Origin of the sequence: Sporosarcina trichiuri (assembly GCF_030406775.1) — a bacterium.
GTDB lineage: Bacteria > Bacillota > Bacilli > Bacillales_A > Planococcaceae > Sporosarcina > Sporosarcina trichiuri.
Genome location: NZ_CP129119.1, coordinates 3,038,700 through 3,056,487, shown reverse-complemented (window position 1 = coordinate 3,056,487; position 17,788 = coordinate 3,038,700). Strand labels below are relative to the sequence as shown.

Below are 17,788 nucleotides of genomic sequence, written 5' to 3'. Positions count from 1 at the left end.
GTCGTGTTGGATATTCAGTTGTGGATTCCGGTCAATATTCTGCACCATACAGGTACCTCGCTTTCGACTGCTATTCCGTCCGTCCGATACTGCGTGTCTCACTGAAGCCGTCCGGGTACCGGTGCTGCAGCTTCTCGATGTTTCCTTCGGCGACCTCTTCCAAGGTAATTCCGAAGATGCGGGAGATCTGCGCCAGATACCACAGCACGTCTCCCAGCTCTTTCTTCAGCTCCTCCGACGAGGTGGTGTGCCCGTGAAAGAAACGCTTTTTGATCAGGTCGGCCACTTCTCCGGCTTCTCCGGCAATCCCGAGGGCGTAGTTCAGCTGCTCCAGGTCGTGTTCTTGCGCCGTTCGGGCGCTTTGTCGTTGATACTCATTCAGCTCCATAGCAGTTCCTCCTTCAGTCGTACACCCGGATGCCGAGAAGCACGGCTTCCAGGTTGCCGGCAGAGAGCCGGATCATCATTCGGTTCCGGTACTCCAGATTCACAGTTTCATAGTCTTCCGCAAACAGTTTGGCCGCGGCCAGCAGGCGGTCTCCCGCGACATGCTGCACGGGCCAGTCCTCCCAAGGTCTCTCCGCAAGAACGGTGTATCCGCTGATTTCTTCGGTCTTATGCGACAGCCGGAGAGCACCATCCACCCGCTGCAGATCGACACGGTAGAGCGCTTCTTTTGCAGCCTTTGCCCCCTGCACTGCTTTCCGCAGCGACGTGTGCAAATCCGCGGCCTGCTGCAGCTCTTTCGTGCTCACGGTGACCGCGCCCTCCATCTCCTGGTCGAAGAGCCGATTCAGTCGTTCCGGCAGTTTCGCTTCCACGTCCATCGGTTTGCCGTTCAGGTCTTCGACATAGCTGAAGCCGATTTCGGGCAGTCCACTGAGCCGGACAGCGAGGATGCCGTCTGACAGATAAGCGCGGCCTTCTCCGTTAAAGTTGATGCCTTGCGCGAACGAGGATAAATGATCAGGATTCACGATGGACTTGGCGTGTTTCCGTAAGAACGATTCCCAGTCTTTCAAGCAGATCCTCTCCTTCCGGCAATTTTACCGAGTCGAAGTGTTCCGACCAGTCGACGAGGGCGATCTTGCCGGTCGAGTGCGCCAGCACTAGCAAGCGCGGCACCTCAGGTCCTTCTTCGAAGTACGCGGTCAGCTCACCGGTCTTCGGCAGCTTCTTGCGGTACTGGTCAATCAGCGCACCATTGACCACGTGGCCGTTTTTGAAACGGACGGGCTTCACACTGACTCGGTACTTATCCACCCGGACCTGCTCCTGATAGATCAGGTCTTGGAGACGGGCGGCCTCCTTCTCATCTTTGTCTTTCCGTGCGGCCTTCTGTTTCTGTTTCAGGTCATCCAGCAACTCTTTTGTCTGTTGTTTCTTTTGAGCGATGGTCATCATCTGCGGTTCCTCCTTCAAGTAGGGTATCGATCTGGCGAATCAGGCGGTCGACGTCGGCAGCGGTCACGGGCTGCTGTTCCGTGAGCTGTTTCATGGCGTGTCCTCGATCAATTGAAGATCGAGAGTCACTTCAGCAGGAAAACCATCCAAAAATCCTTCTCGGATTTCGCTCTCCATGTGCTCTTTCAAACGGTCGACGATCGCTGCGTCCGAGAAGGCAGCTCTGATCAATTCTGCTTCTGCTTCCGTGGTCTCTTGACGGATTGTGATAATGGCCTGAGTTCTCATTCCGATTCTCCTTTTCAGGGCTTGTCGGGCACGTTCACTTGCTTCGGCAATGTGAATGATCCCCAAATTGCATTCCGCTATATCGTACAACGCTTCCCGCAGACGGACGTTTTCCCTTTGTTCATTTTCGAATAATATTTTTATAGCGATTATCTGATTCTCCAACTTTTGCGCTCGCTCGGCGTTCAGGTGCTTCCGATCATGTTGGTACTGGGCGTTCTGTCGCTCCTGTTTTAGTAAGTCCTCCAGGTCCTTTACCTGGTCCCGCAGACGGGCGTTTTTCCTATCCAATCCGACAGCTTTGTCATACATTGCGTTGTGTAATTCGTTTTCATCAGACAGGGCCTTGTCCAACTCCTGCGCTCGCTCGGTTTGCTGGATGAGCCAGTCGATATCTTCGGCACTCGCGAATTGCCTACATCGCTCCAACCGCTCCGCATTCGTTTCAGCTGTCATAAGAACCCTCCTCTGTCATAAGAACCCTCCTCTGTCATAAGAACCCTCCTCTGTCACAGGAGGCAGTCCCAGCAGCTCTCGCAGTTTGGCAGAATCACCGGCCAGCAGTTCGAGCAGTTCATCGTCCTGCAGTTTTGTTTCGATCAAAGTGTCTGTGCCAAGTCTAGCAGTCGTATCCATTGCCTCGCGGGCCTGTACATCTCGGCAGGCGACCAAATGAACCTTCCCTCGGTATACAGCTAATGTAGTGAACTGAATTTCTTTGTTGTCTACCTTTCGCGGATCTACCCCGCGCCGTCTCAAATTTCCCATTATTCCCCACTCCTTTTCTGCAGCGCCTGCATGGCGCCGGTTACGTGTGCCGGCCATTCGCCAGGTGTATCAATTTCTTCATATATCGCGCCATCTGCCCAGACGATGTCCAGGTGATCGGCAGTCGCCTGATTGACCGGCATGCGGTATAGGTTCGAAAACTGCAGGTGATCGTCGGCATCGTTCTGGACAAAATAGACAGCTTTCGTTTCTTTCGTGAGCACATCGCCGTGCACAATCACCGCATTCATTCCGCGCAGCATCGTGTTGAACAGCAGGAACGGCACTGCTCGGTCGCTCAATTCGTCCAGCCGGTACAGGTACATCGACGGACGGTAGCTGAACGGTGTGTGCTGACAGCGGTCTTCGTCCCACTTGCGGATCACGATGCCCCCGGAGCCGGCAGACGGCTCGTAGTAGTTTCCATCTTCACCGTCTGGATTGACGATTCGAGCCAGCAGCGTGCTGACGCTGTTTGGGGTAAAGTCCTGCCCGTACTTTTTCCGCTGGGCGTGTTCTTCCTGGAAATATTGGTGGAACCAGTCCACATCGACTTGGTACCGATGCAGTTCGAGCGTTTCGCGGAACAGGTTTTCCCGACGCTGTTTATCTTTGAGGATACGCCAGAGGGCATCCGGGGCTTTATAGCTGTCATTGATGCCGAGCAGCTGGTTCCATTCGTCGATGGACAGGTAGATCGGCGCGTCAGTCATTCCTGCTTATTCCGTTTCTGCATCAGTGATTCCGCATATGCCGCGGCATCAATCAATTCTTCTTGCAGGTGAAGCAGCCACTGGTCGTCCCGATACTGCTCCGGTCGCACGGTATGCCCGTATTTCTTCAGACCTTTTTCCGTCTGCTTGGCGAGCTTGCGGTGCACTTCCGCGAGAACGGGGTTTTCGTAAGTCTTTTCGAACGCCTCAATACGGAGATCCCGGCGCTCCAGCTGGCTTTCAAAGCGCTCCATCTGCCACTCGCTCCGTGTTTCGTGCTGAAGAGCCTCATGCTGCAGTTCACTCACTTTTGCCTGCAGGTTTCCAATCTTCGTCATATACAGGGCAGACGTAACAATCAGGGTTACGCTGAGGGCAACCATCAGACCCATCATCATCATGGTCATCTCACTGCACCTCGCTTTGCTGTTCGACGTGCGCGACGCAGCGCTTCATCAACCAGTGGTTGATCTGCTCCGTCTCTTCTAGGCTGTTCTGCCGCTGCAGGAGCCGGTCATAGGCAGTCTGCTGGTTGCGGTAGTCGACCTCCAATTGCAGATAGTCAGCTTCCGTCGCTTTCAAGGCTTCGATGCGGTGATGCGCGGCCTGAAGTTCCTGCGTCAGCTCCACAATCGCCTGGTCAGCTTTCTCGCTGTCAGTGTTCCGATCGGACAGCTCCTTCTCGAGACTAGCAATCCGCTGCCGCAGGTCAGCGACGAGATCTGCATCAGGAGCCTCTGGCTTGGTTCGATACAGCTTATTGTTCTCGGCAGCCAGCTCTGCGTTCTTCTCGTTGACTCGGGCGATCTTGCCGTTCAGACTTTCATTCAGCGTCGCCAGACGGGCGATCTCCTTATCTTTGGTTTCGCACATCTTTTCATAGTTGATCGTTACTTCACTGACCGGTGTCAGCACGTCTTTCTCACGGAGGGACGGATTCTCAATCTCTGGAACTTCCTCAACGTCAGGCGACGGTGCCGGAGTGTCAAACTTCTCCTTGAGACGGGAGAGACTGTCTTTCAGGTCATTGTCTGCCGGCAGCTTCTTCTCTTCTGCAGGTGCAGCAGATGGACCGTCCAACAGGCCGACAGCCTTTTTCCAGTTGTTCAGCTTCGTCGCGTACAGGCCGAACTGCTCGATGATCTTGCCGTCCGTTACCTTATTCGCTTTCAGATTTTCATATTTTTCCTTCGTCAGACCTGCGGCTTCGACAGACGCAATCAGGGCTTTTCGTTTCTTCCGCTGTTCGTAGACGTCTTTCATCATTGTTTTCTGTTCAGTCGTCATCGCTGATCCCTCCACGCTTGATAGACTTCCGGAAACTCCCGGGTGACATACTGTTCCACAGCTTCGGCGTACAGCTGGATCTCTTTCTGCGCGTCATGCTCCAGACGCTGATCCAGGAAGTGCAGCACCGCTTGCAGGCTGGCTGTCCAATACCACCGGACATACATGCCATACGCAGGCAAGAAGAGCCGGGCTTGCTCCGGGGCGACGCCGTCCTCCAGCGCCATGCGGTAAAGCTCCATCGAGCTGTCGATATGGCGCAGTAGATTGTCGGTCAAGCTGATGCCGAGGATCGTATCGACCGGTCCGGCGCTGCCCTGCTTACTGTTTGCCGGTTTACCGCGCCACTCATGGGAGCCGGGGATGTAGAAGTGTTCATCTTCGCTGAGGTAGCGTCTTGATGACTCATTCCAGCTGTCCATCGTATGGTCGCTGCCGACCACGTACTTCCACCACTGCCGAGCGACCATTAGCGGGGCGTATATCTCAAACGTCATCATGGCGTGTCGGAGCGGGCTGGTATGCCCTTCCCGTATTAAGAATCGGATCAACCCTTTGTCCTTCTCTGTCAGTTCCTCTGATTTCTTGTCGTAGGACACGCGTGCACTATTCACGATCGTCAAATCGCTGCCCATCTTGTTTTCCAGACGGACGTACCCTCTATCCAATACCTGTATCATTCCATCGCCTCCTGATTTCGTTTCACTTTGCGCCGGATGCCTTGCACCAACTGGCCGACGCGGGATTTCGTAATGCCGTATTCCGCGGCGATATCCTCATATATCTGACCGGCCATCAGCCGTTGTACGATGAGTTTTTCACGGTCGTTGAGCCCTTCCGTGTAGCTGTCCATCAGCAGCATGCTGTAATCATCCAGTACGCCCGCTCTACCGTGACCGTCCAGCTCGCCTTCGTCGTCCACCGTCTTATCCAGACTGGCTGTGCTCTGCCGATGGTCGAAGTACAGACGGGCGTTACGGACAGCAACCGGGGTAATTCGGAGACGCTCCGCGATGTCTTCGTCGGGCAATGCCCATAAGTTGTCGCGTTCGATGCGCCAGGCGTTGCGGACAACCTGGACAGGTACGTGGATCACCCGTTCCAGGTCAAACGTCCGCTGCATATACCCGCAGATGTAATCCGTCGCATAAGTGATGAATTTGATACCTTGCTCGTGGTCGAACCTTTCAAACGCACGAAGCAGTCCGAGATACCCGACCTGCACCAGGTCTTCCCGGAAGTGCAGGTCCCGTTTGGCGTAACGGATGGCGTGTTTGTACACCAGCCGCTTATACTGTTCGACGAGAGTTTCCGGCGTGTGCCACTCCCCGTCTATGAGCTTCTGCATGTTTCTTTCAACCTCCCGGACATCACCGCGCAGTAAGTGGTGCTGCCGGTCGACTCTCGCTGGCGATGGTATTCACCGAACCCGTCTTTGTACCCGCAATTAGTCATCTGACTGCGTTCGGTTTCGATGTTGTAGAACTTGAGCGGGCGGAAGCCGCGGCGGATATGTTCGTGCACCCGCCGATGCAGCTGTTTCCGATCACTGTCCGTCAGCGTGAATGTGTGAGTCGGCTTTGCCATGAATTCACACCCACACCAGATCATAGACGCCGTGTTCATCTGGTTCCGCAGTTACCCGGAGAGCGGATTTCAGATTCAAAGCGGGGCGGACACCATAGTTCCCGATGAAGGCGTAGATGCCGCTCAACGTGCCACCCGAGTAGACGCTACGCGAGCCGTACGAACTCGCGGCGTTCGGGGTGCGGAGCCACCACCAGTCCGGTTCATCCGTCTCCCCTTCATCGTCCAACTCGACACACGTTTCGGTCGGGTAGGCTTTCCGGGAATCATTGTCGGTGAACAGCTGCATCGGTTTCCCTTCCTGCAACCCGACTTCTTCGGCGGAAAGGAGGAATACGTCTCCAGATTCGATCTGTAGTCTTTGGGAAACACTCGTCAGGAAGCCCGCTTCGTCTGCATATGGGCGTCTGCTGACGTTCTCTTCTGTCGGCGGCGCGTCATGGGCGTGTTGCGGCGAGAACCAGTTCGGCCCGACGCTGTTGAGCCACTGCAGCAGATTGCTGTCGTTGTAGTCATTGTTGCCGTAGCGCGATCGGTACTCATCCGGATTGTCCGGCTCTGCTGCGTCAAACGCTTTGAAGGCTAGGATATTCTTTGCCAGTAACGTGGTTTCTCCTTGGCGGTAGTAACCATGATCGGCGGTCTGCCAGAGGATGACTTCGCCGCGGTAGCTGGAGTGTCGATCCCGAACAATGGCGCCGACCGGTAGGTTCCCGAGAGCTTGTGTTTGCGTCAGCGGGTCCGGCTGCTGCCGGCGGATCACTTCCGCAAGTGCCTCGGTCATCAGCTGCAGCAGGTCTTCGGTCGACTGTTCTTCAAGTGACGGGGGTGGCGCAGAGACGGCAGCCGCGGCTTGTGCCGTGGCGACCATCGCTTCCTGGAGTTTCTGTAGGGCGTTCTGTATCGATTCAGTCATGTGTAGTTCCTCCTTTTTATTCGAAAATGGGGCGGGTCTTGACGATCTCCATCGCCTGTTCTTCGGAAAACCCTTCCTGCATGAGGGCGTCCTTTTTGGCTTTGAGCATCTTTGCGTGTAAGGCGAATACCTGAATCTGTTCGGGTATGATGCTAGTGATGTACTGGATTGCGTTTTGCACTTCGGCTTTGTCCTGCTGGAGCTTATCGGCTTTGGTGTCGACCAAACTGATGGGTGGTTTCAATAAGGATCCCTCCTTTGACTTGCTGGTAACTTTCATGCCGTTTCAGGGAGTGCGCAGTTTCTTCGGGATGTGTATCAACACTCGCAATCCTGAAGCAACTCTCCGCATTCGTCGCACCATATTTCATCGCAATCACAGTCTGTTGTTCCACATATATCGCACACAAATAGCATGATATTCACTCCTTCGCATCTTCTGTCGACTACGTCAGTCCTTCTCCTTCATATAGAACTCGGTCTCGAACCCGTCAGCGTTGAGTGGCAGGCCAGGCGCCCAGGAGATGGGCTGTGCCATGATCTCCTCTACCTCGGCCAGGCTTCCAAAGCCGTACGGTGTGTCGGTGACCAGTTCATCGTGGACGTGCATGACAATCTCATAGCCGGCCGCTTCCACGTTCATCATGGAGACGGCCAGGCAGTCCCGAGCCGTGGCCTGGACGATGTTCTCGACCAGTTTCCCGCCGAACGTCTCAACCTTCCCCCACTTGCGGTTGAAGTCGAGACCGTCAAAGACGAGAGCCGGCTGCCCGAATCTGCCTTCTTCAATCCGCGGTCGCACATAAGCGAGACGGCGACCGGACGGAAGGACGATGTACAAGATGCCTTTCCGGTAATCGAACGTGAGCTTGTGCGTGGAGACCGCTGTGCGGCCTTCCACCGCTTCGATGGCTGCTGAGTTACAGGCGTGCCAGAACCGAACGATGTTCGGGTTGGCGCCGCGCCAGGCATCTACTAGTCCTTGCAGCTCTCCTTCTTCCAAACCCATGTCGAGGGCACCCATCGCTTTCAGAGCACCGGTTCCTCCGGCATAGCCGAGGGCCAGTTCCGCGACTTTCCCGCGCTGCCGGAGATCGCTGCCTTTCCCGATGTTCTCGATCGGTACGTTGAACATGGCCGACGCAGACGCTTCATAGATTTTGCCGTGCGTCTCGAAGACGTTCAGGCGCCACTGCTCCCCGGCAAACCAGGCAATGACTCGCGCTTCAATCGCCGAGAAGTCGGAAACGATGAGCCGGTTACCAGGTGACGCGACGAGCGCTGTACGGACCAGTTGAGACAGGATGTCGTTTGGACTCTCATCGAACAGCAGCGGGATGGCGTCGAACTGGCCGGACTTGACCACCCGGCTCGCGTTCTCAATGTCTTTCATGTAGTTCTTCGTCAGGTTCTGCACCTGGACGATCCGACCTGCCCAGCGACCGGTGCGGCCGGCTCCGTAGAACTGCAGCAACCCTTTGATGCGGCCGTCTGAACAGACGGAACGCTGCATGGCCTTGTACTTCGAGACGGACGCTTTCGACAGCTGCCGACGGTTGGTCAGAACCTGCTTGACGTCTCCGTCCGGAAGTGTCGCCAGCAGGTCGTCCACGGTGTCTGCTTGCAGGTTCGGCAGCGGATGCCCTTGCTCTTCCAACCAGCCACTGAGCTGAGCGGTGCTGTTCGGGTTCTGCAGTCCTGTAATTTGTTTCGACTGCTGCTTCAAGGCAGACGCGACCTTTTCATTGCAGGCAATCGCCTGTTCCATCAGCTGCAGATCCACTCGGACGCCGCGGTCGTTGATACGCTGATCGAGCGACCAGAGAGCCTGTTCTTCCGGGCTCACGTCCAGCGCCGGGTCGATCTTCTTGCGGATCTCCATCTCCACTTCCACGTCGCGGCGGTTGTACTCGATGTACTGCTGCCACTTCTCCGGGTCGTGCTCCGGCAGGTTCCGAGTACGGCCGCCGTTGACTTGCGTCGGCTTGCACGGAACGGAGAAGTACTTGATGAGCGCCTTACCGGCCGAGTCCTTCTGCACGTCCAGCTTGAGCGCTTGTGCAACGCCGTCCAGGAAGCCGGGAAGGCCGAGCCGAGAGGCATCCACCGCCGTACACTTCCACTGTTCCGGCGGCTGGCTGATGCCGTAGTGCCGGGCGATACAGGTCCGCTCGAAGTTTGCGTTGTAGGCGATCTTCTGGACAGCGGGATCGGTCAGCGCTGATAGGATCTCTGTCGGCAGCTGTTCGCCCTGTGCCAGGTCGACGACCTCCACGGGTCCACCGTCGACCGAATAGGCGAAGAGCAGGATCTCGAACGCCGGAGAGTCGGTATATGCATACACGCCGCACTTGATCAGGTCGACGTCGGAGTAGGTCTCAATATCTATTGAGAGGGTTTTAACCAACCGTAAAAGACCCCTTTCTTTATGTTGTAAATAGTCACGATGGATACTTCGAATGAAGCTGCTATGCTTTTCACTGCCTCTTCTGAAGCAAGCCTTCTTCTAATCTCTTGAACGTCTTCTGTACTGAGCTTCCTCCACCGTTTCCCTTGCCGGTAGACATCGAGAATATTTTCTGTTCGAGTTCCGTATTCGAGATTAGCGAGCCTGTTATCTTGTGGGTCTCCGTTCAAATGTCTAACTTCCATCCCTTCAGGACAGGGACCCTCGAATGCTAATAAAACTAATTGATGGACTGGCCTTCCGTGTGTCCGACGACCTAAAGGCAGAGATAGGTGCCCACACTTGGTGAAAACACCAGGAGTTAAGATTTTCCCTCGAGCAAGTCGTTTAAATTCCGTCCCATTTTTGGTCTCTCCTCGCACATACCTATCGAGACTTCTTACTCGTCCGAGATTACTTACTTGGTATTTGCCTTCATGCCCGGGGATGTCTTTCCACTCTTCCAGGGTCAACGTTATCAAGCTCCTCCTTTTGTGTATAAAAAAGAGGGCTGTCCAGCCCTCCTGCTATTAACCTAGGAAATCGTCATCTTCATCTTCGAACTCATCCGCGAAATCATCCTCCGCGGCTGCCTTACCAGCGAACGCTTCTCCGTCACGAGTCTTCATCAGGTTGTTCAGTCCCGCCGATACGCCGCGGTTGCCCTGTGCGTCATAGGCGAAGAAGTTCACGATCGCTTTGCCGTAGCAGCCAGAGTAGAAGTCGCTCTCGTCCGTGATCTCCACGAACTTGACGCCGCTGCCGGGTGCCGCTTTTTTGATGATGCCCGGCTTCGTCTTGCTGGAGCAGTTGAGGAACATGTGCCCCTTGTATGCCGGATCGTCTGGGCGCTCTTCGTCCCCATCCCGGAACGTCGTTTTCGGGTTCGCCGGGAACTTCTTGCCGTACTTCTCGACACCAGCCTGTTGAGCCGCCGCAATGCCTTGCTCGATCGCCTGAATGGTCTCTGTGTCCGTCTTCGGGATCAGGAGAGAAACGCTGTACTTCTCTTCTGTCGATCCAGGTGCTGCTTTCGGCTCGAACACCTGTGCATAAGACATGCGTACTTCGTTCGTTGTCACTTTCGTTCCGTTAATTTTCGCCATTTATAATTCCTCCAGTAGTTGGTTTATTGTAATTCGACCTACTTTTCCCTACCTTTTTCACAGTTTCATAGGTCGTCGCCGAAGTCTGCGGCAGCTGACGCGGCAGAACTGAGCTCCGGCCGTTTATCGTCCTCCGGGACGAGCGTCGGCTTGCCGGGCGGTTTCTCGATCAGGTCGCCCAGCAGGTCGCTGAACACGGTCTTACCGATCGACTTCTCGAGCTTGGTGATGGTCAACAGCTTCTTCTCGAGGAACGCGTCTTCTGAGACCCCGTTCTCGAGCAGCGTCTGTTCCACCGCATCCGTGTCGCTGTACTTCCGATTGCTCCGACCTTCGACCAGCTTGAAGCCGGGGAACTTGACGCCGTGTTTCTCGGCTTGCTCCAGTGCGTAGTCGGAGATATCCTTCGCCCACTTCTGCAGCTGATCGGCGACGGGCAGGATCTGAGCCACCTCCTCATGGGAGAGCGTGGCCGGTTCGGCAAAGTCGTGTTCTGCGAGTTTCAGGTTCTCTTCCGCACGGGCTCGGCAGACCGGGGCAATCTTGCACCAACGGCAATGGTCGCCGGGCACGAACTCGCCCTCGCCGTCCCAGGCCATCTGCGCTTTCGGCCGAACTTCCTCTTCGCCCCACCAAAGCAGTTCGTCGGCGGTCAGCGTCTCACTGGAGATACTGTCAAGCCGGGGCTGGACAATCGTCATCCGCACCGTGTCGATGTCATACAGTACGCTATAGCGGTCGTACGCACCCAGACCATACAGCCGCATCTGCGAGTTGTTTTCGGCACTGACCGGCACACCCTTGCCATACTTCAGGTCGACGACCTCCAGCTGACCGTCAGCGATGATAAGAACGTCTCCGGTGCCGAAGCCCTCCGGCACCCACTCGCTGAAATCGAGTCGCTGCTCGATCATGACCAGGGCGTCCGGCGTTGCGGCTCGTGCTTCATTCACCCGTTCCATCACGACATCGACATACGACTTCACATAGTCCTCCATGGCTTGCGAGTAGTGTTCGTTCTTCGCTTTGAACTTGTTGACACGGATGGAAAGCGCCCGCTTGCTGATCTCCCCGATTTCGTACTGCAGGAACAGCTCGGAGAGTTCATGCGCGGCCGTGCCCTCTTCCGCAAAGATGGACGTGCTGTCCGGTAAGTCTTTTTCCGCTGCAGCAGACGGCGTACACGCCATCCAGCGGGAGGATCCGGACGCACTCAGCTTGGCGTGTGCCCGCTCGGCATGATTGATCGCCGTCATGCGGATAACCCGATCGCATCCAGCAGCGTGCCGTAGTCTGCCGGATTGACGTCCGTCAGCTTCTTCACGCCGAGTGATTGGAGCGCGTCTTTCACTTTCACCTGATTCGCTTTATCGGCAGACGCGAACGCGGCCAGTTTCGTGCGGACGGTTTCCAGCGTCATGCCTGGCGCTTCAGCAGTAGCAGTTGCTTCCTTCTTTGGTTCTTCCTTCACCGGCTCCGGTGTTTCTAGTTTTGTCTCGGGAACAGGGTCAGGCTTCGGCTCTTCCTTCTTTGTAACGGCTGCCGGCTTCTTCGCGGCAGCCGGTGCCTTCTTTGTCGTTTCAGCTGCAGGCAGCGAGGTCGGGAGCGGATTGACTTCCAAGGCATTTGCCAGATTGTTGATCGCTTGCGCCAGCTCCGGCGCATCAATAGTGAGCGTGAAATTCATTTCTGTTTCCTCCTCATTTGTGGTATACTGCGGGAAAGATGTTTTACCTGAGCGCCCACTTTGCCGAGTGGGTGTTTTTAAGTTTCTGCCGCATATTGGGCAAAAGTTGATAGGTTTCTTCATGATGAATCCGTTATTCCGCCAAACCAAACCGTCTCCATCGATGTCTTTTGAGTAGACGCCTAGAAAATATTTTTTCTTGTTGTTTTTTTCTCGGTAGATTTTCAGTGCATTCCGCTTTATTTTTGGGATGGGGTGCCCTCTAAGAGGAAATGTCTGCACATAAAGCGGACGTCGACGTCCCCAAGCATCCTTTTCGGAATCGCAATACTCGCACACTGTTTAACAACCCTCCTTTCAAAGTAGTCCTCGTTTGACGAAGTGCTCCCGGAATGCCTGTATAAACTTCGTCCGCCGGTAATCTTTCTGCCGTTTCTGGAGCCAGCGCTTGCGGCGTTTCTTGTTCACACCGGCACCTCCTCATCGAGGACCTTCACCCAGACATGTCCGGCGTCGATCAGATGATCCAGTAAGCAGTCGTTGTCGCAGAATACATCCTCGTCGTGCAGCAGGACTTCCTCTTTCTCATACAGCTCTCCACCGCAACTGCCGCAGTGGGTCACCAGCCGTGCTTCTGCTTCTGGATAGCCCGTGCGGAGAGTTCGTTCCACGCTTTCATGTTCCACGGTCTCACCTCCAAAGGTATGGTACAGTCGGACTCAATGTCTTTCTCGCCGCAGACGGGGCAGCGCAAATCATGCAGTTGCTCTAAGCGGAGCGTCGCTTCTGTCCAGAACTGATGTCCAAGCGGACAACGGTGCCCGACTGCGGTCTGCATCGCGCTTCCTTCCTCTCTTCAAACTTGATGAACCACCAGCCCCAGTGGCCGATCATATAGATCCAGGGGAGCATCTTCAGCAGAACAATTAGCTTCTCCGGTCCTGTCAGCATAGCTGCAGCTCAATGTCTCGCAGTAGGGCATGTGGCCGTTCTGCGGGTTTCTCCCTATACGCCGAGCAAATATCCTGCTGGAGGATCTGCAGCCGCTCTTGCTTGCTGATGAACGGACTTCGGCTTGTCATGATCTCTGAGTACCGACGGTCAAAGAATTGTTGGACGATATCCGTAAAAGCTGTTTCAACTCCGAGTGTCGGCAGCGGTTGATGCCCCTTGAAGTGCCCGAGGTCTTGCAGACTCTTGTACTCTTCAAGAGGGTAGATCGTTGACCAGTCATAGCCATGCCGGTCTGCCATGTGTTGCGCGGCCAGCTCTGCTGTATCAGCCTGGATCGGTTGGTAGCATCGGTGCCGTAGATGGCCGATGCCGAATGTGCCAATGAAGGTTGTCATGCAATGCCACCCTCTTTTTCCTTTGGCTTGTTCATCAGCTGGAAGAGCTCCCAGCTCAGTTGCTGAGGTAAGATCACTTTGGTAATGTCCGGTATCACTTGACCGTTGCGGTCGTAATCAGTAATGGGTCTCACAATCTCACGTCCTTCCCCTATATTCGCCGAGTATTTCTCGTCCGTTCCCCGGCCACCCGTTGATGGGCGTCATACTCATTGCACCAGCTGCCGATTGTCGCAACTACAAGATTTTTGTACTTGGTCCGGAAAAAAAATAATACTGTCGAATGGAACGGGAACCCTCTTTGCGAAGAGATAGCCCTTGTCCATCCGTAGAATGTTCCGGTACTTCTCATACTGGACGTAGGTTTTCAAGGACATGCCCAGGTGATCGGCCATCTCTGGCTGCGTCAGGTTCGCTAAATTCCGCGCTTGATCGAGCGTGTATTGCATCGGTTGCACCTCCTGTGTTTGTCGATACTTGTATACTACTACAACAAAATTGTAGTTACAAGTCTTTTATACAATTAAATTCGTTTTTCGTCATTTTTGGTACAAAGGATACATTGAAATTGTAGAAAACTACAAGTATAATGGAGTTAGCTTCAATGAAGGGAGGGAAAAACGATGAGCGTGGGTCAGAAAATCAAAGCGATGCGGAAAGCCAAACGGATGACGCAGAAAGATCTAGCGGAAAAGTTGGACCTGGTACCAACCTCTATCTCAGCTTGGGAAAGAGGAGCGGCAAAACCGATGATGGACAGCCTATCCAAAATGGCGAAGCTGTTCGATGTCTCCATCGAGTACTTTTATGGGTACGATAGTAAAGACCAACCGATGTACATCCGCGAGACTCAAGAAGACTTTGACTTGGCTCGGAACATACGGACCGTCGCTCCTGCGTCAGTACGCATCCCGATTCTCGGGTCGATCTCCTGCGGCGATCCTTTGCTGGCAGTTGAGAACATCAAAGGGTACCGAAACGAATCTCCGGATCTGCTGCCGGCCGGTGAGCTTTACTACTTGGAAGCAAACGGGAACAGCATGGAGCCCGTGATTCCAAACGGATCGCTTGTACTGATTCGCCACCAGCCGGAAGTAGAAAGCGGCGAGATAGCAGCGGTCCTGCTGAATGGCGATGAAGACGCCACGCTGAAACGCGTACGGATCCAGAACGATCGAATGATCTTGTATCCTGAAAATAAAGAGTACGATCCGATCTTTGTGGATGAAGACCATCCTGTAAAAATTATCGGGAAAGCGGTAGAAGTGAAATTCAGACTTTGATTGGTAGCGCTACCCATCAATTACACACGGAAGGAGCGGCTCATGTGCTGCTCCTTCTTCATATCCAGAAAGGCAGTGAGGCTATGTTAGGTGATCAGAGCCTGCGTGCAGGCTTATATGTCCGTGTCTCGACGCAGGAACAGGCACGTGAGGGGTATTCAATCGGAGTCCAGGAAGAGCGCCTGCGGGCGTATGCAGCCTCCCGAGGGCATACTGTCGTGAAGCTGTATTCGGATCCCGGATTCTCTGGCGGGAATCTGAACCGGCCCGGGCTACAGACGATGCTGCGGGATATCGATCAACAGCTGGTAGATGTCATATTGGTGTACAAGCTGGACCGGCTCAGCCGATCACAGAAGGACACGCTGTACCTGATCGAAGAGGTATTTTTGAAAAAGGGCGTTGATTTTGTCAGCCTGTCCGAGTCCTTTGATACGTCCACGCCATTCGGGCGAGCCATGATCGGGATTCTGTCCGTTTTTGCCCAGCTGGAACGGGAGCAGATCCGAGAACGGTCGATGATGGGGAAAGAGGCACGTGCGAAGGAAGGGTACTGGCACGGCGGCGGAGGTGATCAACGTGAAATTACCGGGTACAACTATATAGACGGTGAGCTTCACATCAATCCGTATGAAGCCGAATGTGTGCGGTTCATCTTTGAAAAATTCCTGTTGGGGCGAAGTATCCATGGAATTCTGAAGGACACGGAGGCCCGCTTCCCAGGTGTTGTTCGCAGCCAGACGACCGTCCGGAAGATCCTGCAGAACCCCGTATACCTGGGGAAGATTCGATATAACGGGGAAATTTACGAGGGCCGTCACAGCGCACTGATCGACACCAGCCAGTTTGATGCCGCGGAGGACCTGCTGCGGAAGCGTCCAGCGACACCGGATGCATTCGCAAAACGCTTCCTGCTGACGGGTCTTGTGTATTGCGGACATTGCGGGGCACGGCTGCACGGACGATCTGGCGGAAAGCTAAAAAACGGAGACTCCATGCGCTACTATACCTGCTACTCCCGATCAAAAACCAATAGTCGTATGGTGAAAGATCCCCTTTGCACAAAATCGTCGGAGCGGAAAGAGCCTCTGGAGGAGCTGGTAATTAGACGCGTCAAAGCGCTGACTCCTGATGATATCCGCCATTCCCGCGTAAAAATATCTGAGTCGCCGCATCTTATAAAGGCCCTCCAAAAAGAAAAGGCCGCCGCAGAACGGCAGCTTGCAAAGCTCCTGGAACTCTACAGCCTGGATAGTATTCCAATCGACGTCATGAAAACAAAAATGGACGAACTGACGACAAAGCGAGAAGCTCTCCAGGAGCAGCTGGATAACCTGGCCAAAGAGAAAAAGCCGGTAAATCCGGACATGCTAGAGTCCCTGATTTACCGGCTTGAAGATTTTGACTGGACGTCTGAAAACCTGCACGATCAGCAGATGCTGCTGGCAAAGCTGATCGACCGCATCGTGGTGAGCGATGACAGTATTGAGTTCTTCTGGGCGTTTTAGTCCCCTTTATATTCTATGTTGCTGATAACTTCGACGTGTGTACTATGTGGGAACATATCCACCGGCTGCACTTCCTGTGTCTTGTAGCCGCCGTCCTCCAGGATGCGCAGGTCGCGGGCGAGCGTGGCCGGATTGCAGGAGACATAGACGATACGGGCCGGTTTGTGGGTGAGGATCGTTTCCAGCAGTTTTTCGTCGCAGCCTTTGCGCGGCGGGTCGACGACGAGGACGTCGAATGTCTTGCCTTCGTTGTACCATTTCGGAATGACGTCTTCCGATGCGCCTGTTTCAAAATGGGCGTTGCCGATGCCGTTCAGGACGGCGTTCCGTTTTGCGTCTTCGATCGCCTGCGGGACGATTTCGACGCCGTATACCTCTTTCGCCTGCTTGGCGAGGAACAGCGAAATCGTGCCGATGCCGCAGTAGGCGTCGATGACGGTTTCCTGTCCGGTGAGCTGGGCATATTCGAGTGCCTTGCTGTACAGCGTCTCCGTCTGGACGGGGTTCACCTGGTAGAACGACCGGGCCGAAATTTCAAAGTCGACGTCGCCGATCGTGTCGATGATGACGTCCTTGCCGTAGAGGCAGAGGGTTTGATCGCCGAAGATGACGTTGGTCTTCTGGGTGTTGACGTTCTGCATGATGGACGTGACGTCCGGCACGGTGCGTTTGATGGCGTCGATGACTTGCGCCGCTTCCGGGAATTTGCGGCGGGCGGTGACGAGGACGACCATGAGCTCGCCGGTCGCGCGTGCTTTCCGGACGACGAGGTGGCGCAGGAAGCCTTTGTGCGTGCGTTCGTCGTAGGTGTCGATACCGAGTATCTGCAGCTCGCGCTTCAGCATGGCCATGAGGTCGTCGGCTTCGGTGCTCTGGATGATACAGACGTCGGTGTCGACAATGTGATGCGTTTTTGAGCGGTAGAAGCCGGAGACGATCCGGCCCTCGCGCTCTCCGAACGGGATCTGGGATTTGTTGCGGTAACGCCATGGGTCGTCCATGCCGAGCGTCGGATGCACAGGGACGTCCGGGAGCTTGGCGATGCGGTCCATGACGTCCCGGACGGTTTTCTGTTTCTGTCTGAGCTGTGCGTCATACGTCAGGTGCTGGATCTGGCAGCCGCCGCATTCCGGATACACATGGCACGGGCCCGTGATGCGGTCGGGGGACGGCGTGAGGATGTTGAGCAGCTTGGCGAAGCCGTAGTTCTTCAGTGTCTTGCCGACTTTTACTTCGACTTCCTCGCCAGGCAGCGCGCCGGGGATGAAAAGCGGATAGCCCTGCACTTTGCCGACGCCGGAGCCGTCGTGCGTGAGGTCTTCTATTTGGACGACGAGTCTGTCGTTTTGGTGGACTGCATAGGTCATGGTTCGGTGCCTCCAGTTTGTGGTCTGACCTGTAGTTTATCATAGGTTGGCGGCGGGTGCTTGGGGGAATGGGCGGGTT

Annotated in this window: 25 protein-coding genes; 2 read left to right on the top strand and 23 right to left on the bottom strand. The window is 54.9% G+C overall.

Translation table 11 applies throughout. The features are described 5' to 3' along the window. Positions 1–70: 70 nt before the first annotated feature. The 22 genes from QWT68_RS15580 to QWT68_RS15475 all read right to left on the bottom strand — a co-directional run bounded on the left by QWT68_RS15580 (position 71) and on the right by QWT68_RS15475 (position 14,000). The gene (locus QWT68_RS15580; RefSeq protein WP_290148910.1) at positions 71–388 is read right to left on the bottom strand and encodes a nucleoside triphosphate pyrophosphohydrolase family protein; all 318 of its coding nucleotides are present in this window, start codon (positions 386–388) and stop codon (positions 71–73) included. 13 nt (positions 389–401) lie between these two features. Continuing rightward, on the bottom strand, positions 402–1,022 hold the full coding sequence (locus tag QWT68_RS15575) for a hypothetical protein (protein WP_290148909.1): 621 nt from the start codon (positions 1,020–1,022) through the stop codon (positions 402–404). Continuing rightward, on the bottom strand, positions 967–1,404 hold the full coding sequence (locus QWT68_RS15570; protein WP_290148907.1) for a hypothetical protein: 438 nt from the start codon (positions 1,402–1,404) through the stop codon (positions 967–969). The genes QWT68_RS15575 and QWT68_RS15570 overlap by 56 nt, the downstream gene beginning before the upstream one ends. A 90-nt stretch (positions 1,405–1,494) precedes the next feature. Further along, entirely contained in the window at positions 1,495–2,148 is a 654-nt protein-coding gene (locus QWT68_RS15565) for a hypothetical protein (RefSeq protein WP_290148906.1), read from the bottom strand. 15 nt (positions 2,149–2,163) lie between these two features. Beyond that, entirely contained in the window at positions 2,164–2,460 is a 297-nt protein-coding gene (locus QWT68_RS15560) for a hypothetical protein (RefSeq protein WP_290148905.1), read from the bottom strand. After that, on the bottom strand, positions 2,460–3,173 hold the full coding sequence (locus tag QWT68_RS15555; RefSeq protein WP_290148902.1) for an N-6 DNA methylase: 714 nt from the start codon (positions 3,171–3,173) through the stop codon (positions 2,460–2,462). Before QWT68_RS15555 ends, QWT68_RS15560 begins: the two co-directional genes overlap by 1 nt. After that, entirely contained in the window at positions 3,170–3,580 is a 411-nt protein-coding gene (locus QWT68_RS15550) for a hypothetical protein (RefSeq protein ID WP_290148901.1), read from the bottom strand. The genes QWT68_RS15555 and QWT68_RS15550 overlap by 4 nt, the downstream gene beginning before the upstream one ends. 1 nt (position 3,581) lies before the next feature. Then, on the bottom strand, positions 3,582–4,460 hold the full coding sequence (locus QWT68_RS15545; protein ID WP_290148899.1) for a hypothetical protein: 879 nt from the start codon (positions 4,458–4,460) through the stop codon (positions 3,582–3,584). Continuing rightward, positions 4,457–5,140, bottom strand: coding sequence for an FAD-dependent thymidylate synthase (thyX, locus tag QWT68_RS15540; RefSeq protein WP_290148898.1), 684 nt, complete (start codon positions 5,138–5,140; stop codon positions 4,457–4,459). The genes QWT68_RS15545 and thyX overlap by 4 nt, the downstream gene beginning before the upstream one ends. Further along, positions 5,137–5,808: a sigma-70 family RNA polymerase sigma factor gene (locus QWT68_RS15535; protein WP_290148897.1), complete on the bottom strand. Its 672-nt coding sequence runs from the start codon at positions 5,806–5,808 to the stop codon at positions 5,137–5,139. Before QWT68_RS15535 ends, thyX begins: the two co-directional genes overlap by 4 nt. Further along, positions 5,793–6,047 carry a hypothetical protein gene (locus QWT68_RS15530; RefSeq protein WP_290148896.1) on the bottom strand — a complete coding sequence of 85 codons (255 nt, stop codon included), beginning with the start codon at positions 6,045–6,047 and terminating at the stop codon, positions 5,793–5,795. Before QWT68_RS15530 ends, QWT68_RS15535 begins: the two co-directional genes overlap by 16 nt. Positions 6,048–6,051: 4 nt before the next feature. Beyond that, positions 6,052–6,963, bottom strand: a complete 912-nt coding sequence (locus tag QWT68_RS15525; protein WP_290148895.1) for a DUF6273 domain-containing protein — start codon at positions 6,961–6,963, stop codon at positions 6,052–6,054. A gap of 16 nt (positions 6,964–6,979) precedes the next feature. Beyond that, a complete protein-coding gene (locus tag QWT68_RS15520) occupies positions 6,980–7,207 on the bottom strand; it encodes a hypothetical protein (RefSeq protein WP_290148893.1) in 228 nt (75 codons plus the stop codon). A gap of 207 nt (positions 7,208–7,414) precedes the next feature. Further along, positions 7,415–9,370, bottom strand: a complete 1,956-nt coding sequence (locus QWT68_RS15515; protein WP_290148891.1) for a DNA polymerase — start codon at positions 9,368–9,370, stop codon at positions 7,415–7,417. Further along, positions 9,349–9,882 carry an HNH endonuclease gene (locus QWT68_RS15510; RefSeq protein WP_290148889.1) on the bottom strand — a complete coding sequence of 178 codons (534 nt, stop codon included), beginning with the start codon at positions 9,880–9,882 and terminating at the stop codon, positions 9,349–9,351. Before QWT68_RS15510 ends, QWT68_RS15515 begins: the two co-directional genes overlap by 22 nt. A 57-nt stretch (positions 9,883–9,939) precedes the next feature. Next, on the bottom strand, positions 9,940–10,515 hold the full coding sequence (locus tag QWT68_RS15505) for a DUF2815 family protein (protein ID WP_290148888.1): 576 nt from the start codon (positions 10,513–10,515) through the stop codon (positions 9,940–9,942). Positions 10,516–10,580: 65 nt separating this feature from the next. After that, complete coding sequence (locus QWT68_RS15500) at positions 10,581–11,771, bottom strand: DUF2800 domain-containing protein (protein WP_290148886.1); 1,191 nt, start codon at positions 11,769–11,771, stop codon at positions 10,581–10,583. Then, positions 11,768–12,202 carry a hypothetical protein gene (locus QWT68_RS15495; RefSeq protein WP_290148885.1) on the bottom strand — a complete coding sequence of 145 codons (435 nt, stop codon included), beginning with the start codon at positions 12,200–12,202 and terminating at the stop codon, positions 11,768–11,770. Before QWT68_RS15495 ends, QWT68_RS15500 begins: the two co-directional genes overlap by 4 nt. 464 nt (positions 12,203–12,666) lie before the next feature. Then, positions 12,667–12,888: a hypothetical protein gene (locus QWT68_RS15490; protein ID WP_290148883.1), complete on the bottom strand. Its 222-nt coding sequence runs from the start codon at positions 12,886–12,888 to the stop codon at positions 12,667–12,669. An 82-nt stretch (positions 12,889–12,970) separates the two neighbouring features. Next, positions 12,971–13,153: a hypothetical protein gene (locus QWT68_RS15485; RefSeq protein WP_290148881.1), complete on the bottom strand. Its 183-nt coding sequence runs from the start codon at positions 13,151–13,153 to the stop codon at positions 12,971–12,973. Then, positions 13,147–13,551, bottom strand: a complete 405-nt coding sequence (locus tag QWT68_RS15480) for a hypothetical protein (protein ID WP_290148880.1) — start codon at positions 13,549–13,551, stop codon at positions 13,147–13,149. Before QWT68_RS15480 ends, QWT68_RS15485 begins: the two co-directional genes overlap by 7 nt. 209 nt (positions 13,552–13,760) lie before the next feature. Continuing rightward, the gene (locus QWT68_RS15475; RefSeq protein ID WP_290148878.1) at positions 13,761–14,000 is read right to left on the bottom strand and encodes a helix-turn-helix transcriptional regulator; all 240 of its coding nucleotides are present in this window, start codon (positions 13,998–14,000) and stop codon (positions 13,761–13,763) included. 174 nt (positions 14,001–14,174) lie between these two features. Here QWT68_RS15475 and QWT68_RS15470 point away from each other — a divergent pair, with 174 nt between their 5' ends. Beyond that, positions 14,175–14,834 carry a helix-turn-helix domain-containing protein gene (locus tag QWT68_RS15470; RefSeq protein ID WP_290148877.1) on the top strand — a complete coding sequence of 220 codons (660 nt, stop codon included), beginning with the start codon at positions 14,175–14,177 and terminating at the stop codon, positions 14,832–14,834. Between the two features lie 83 nt (positions 14,835–14,917). Then, positions 14,918–16,342 (top strand): recombinase family protein, encoded by a 1,425-nt coding sequence (locus QWT68_RS15465; RefSeq protein ID WP_290148875.1) that lies wholly within the window; start codon positions 14,918–14,920, stop codon positions 16,340–16,342. On the opposite strand, the gene rlmD is transcribed toward QWT68_RS15465, so the two are convergent. Further along, positions 16,339–17,709 carry a 23S rRNA (uracil(1939)-C(5))-methyltransferase RlmD gene (gene rlmD / locus QWT68_RS15460; protein ID WP_290148874.1) on the bottom strand — a complete coding sequence of 457 codons (1,371 nt, stop codon included), beginning with the start codon at positions 17,707–17,709 and terminating at the stop codon, positions 16,339–16,341. The genes QWT68_RS15465 and rlmD overlap by 4 nt on opposite strands. Between the last annotated feature and the right edge of the window lie 79 nt (positions 17,710–17,788).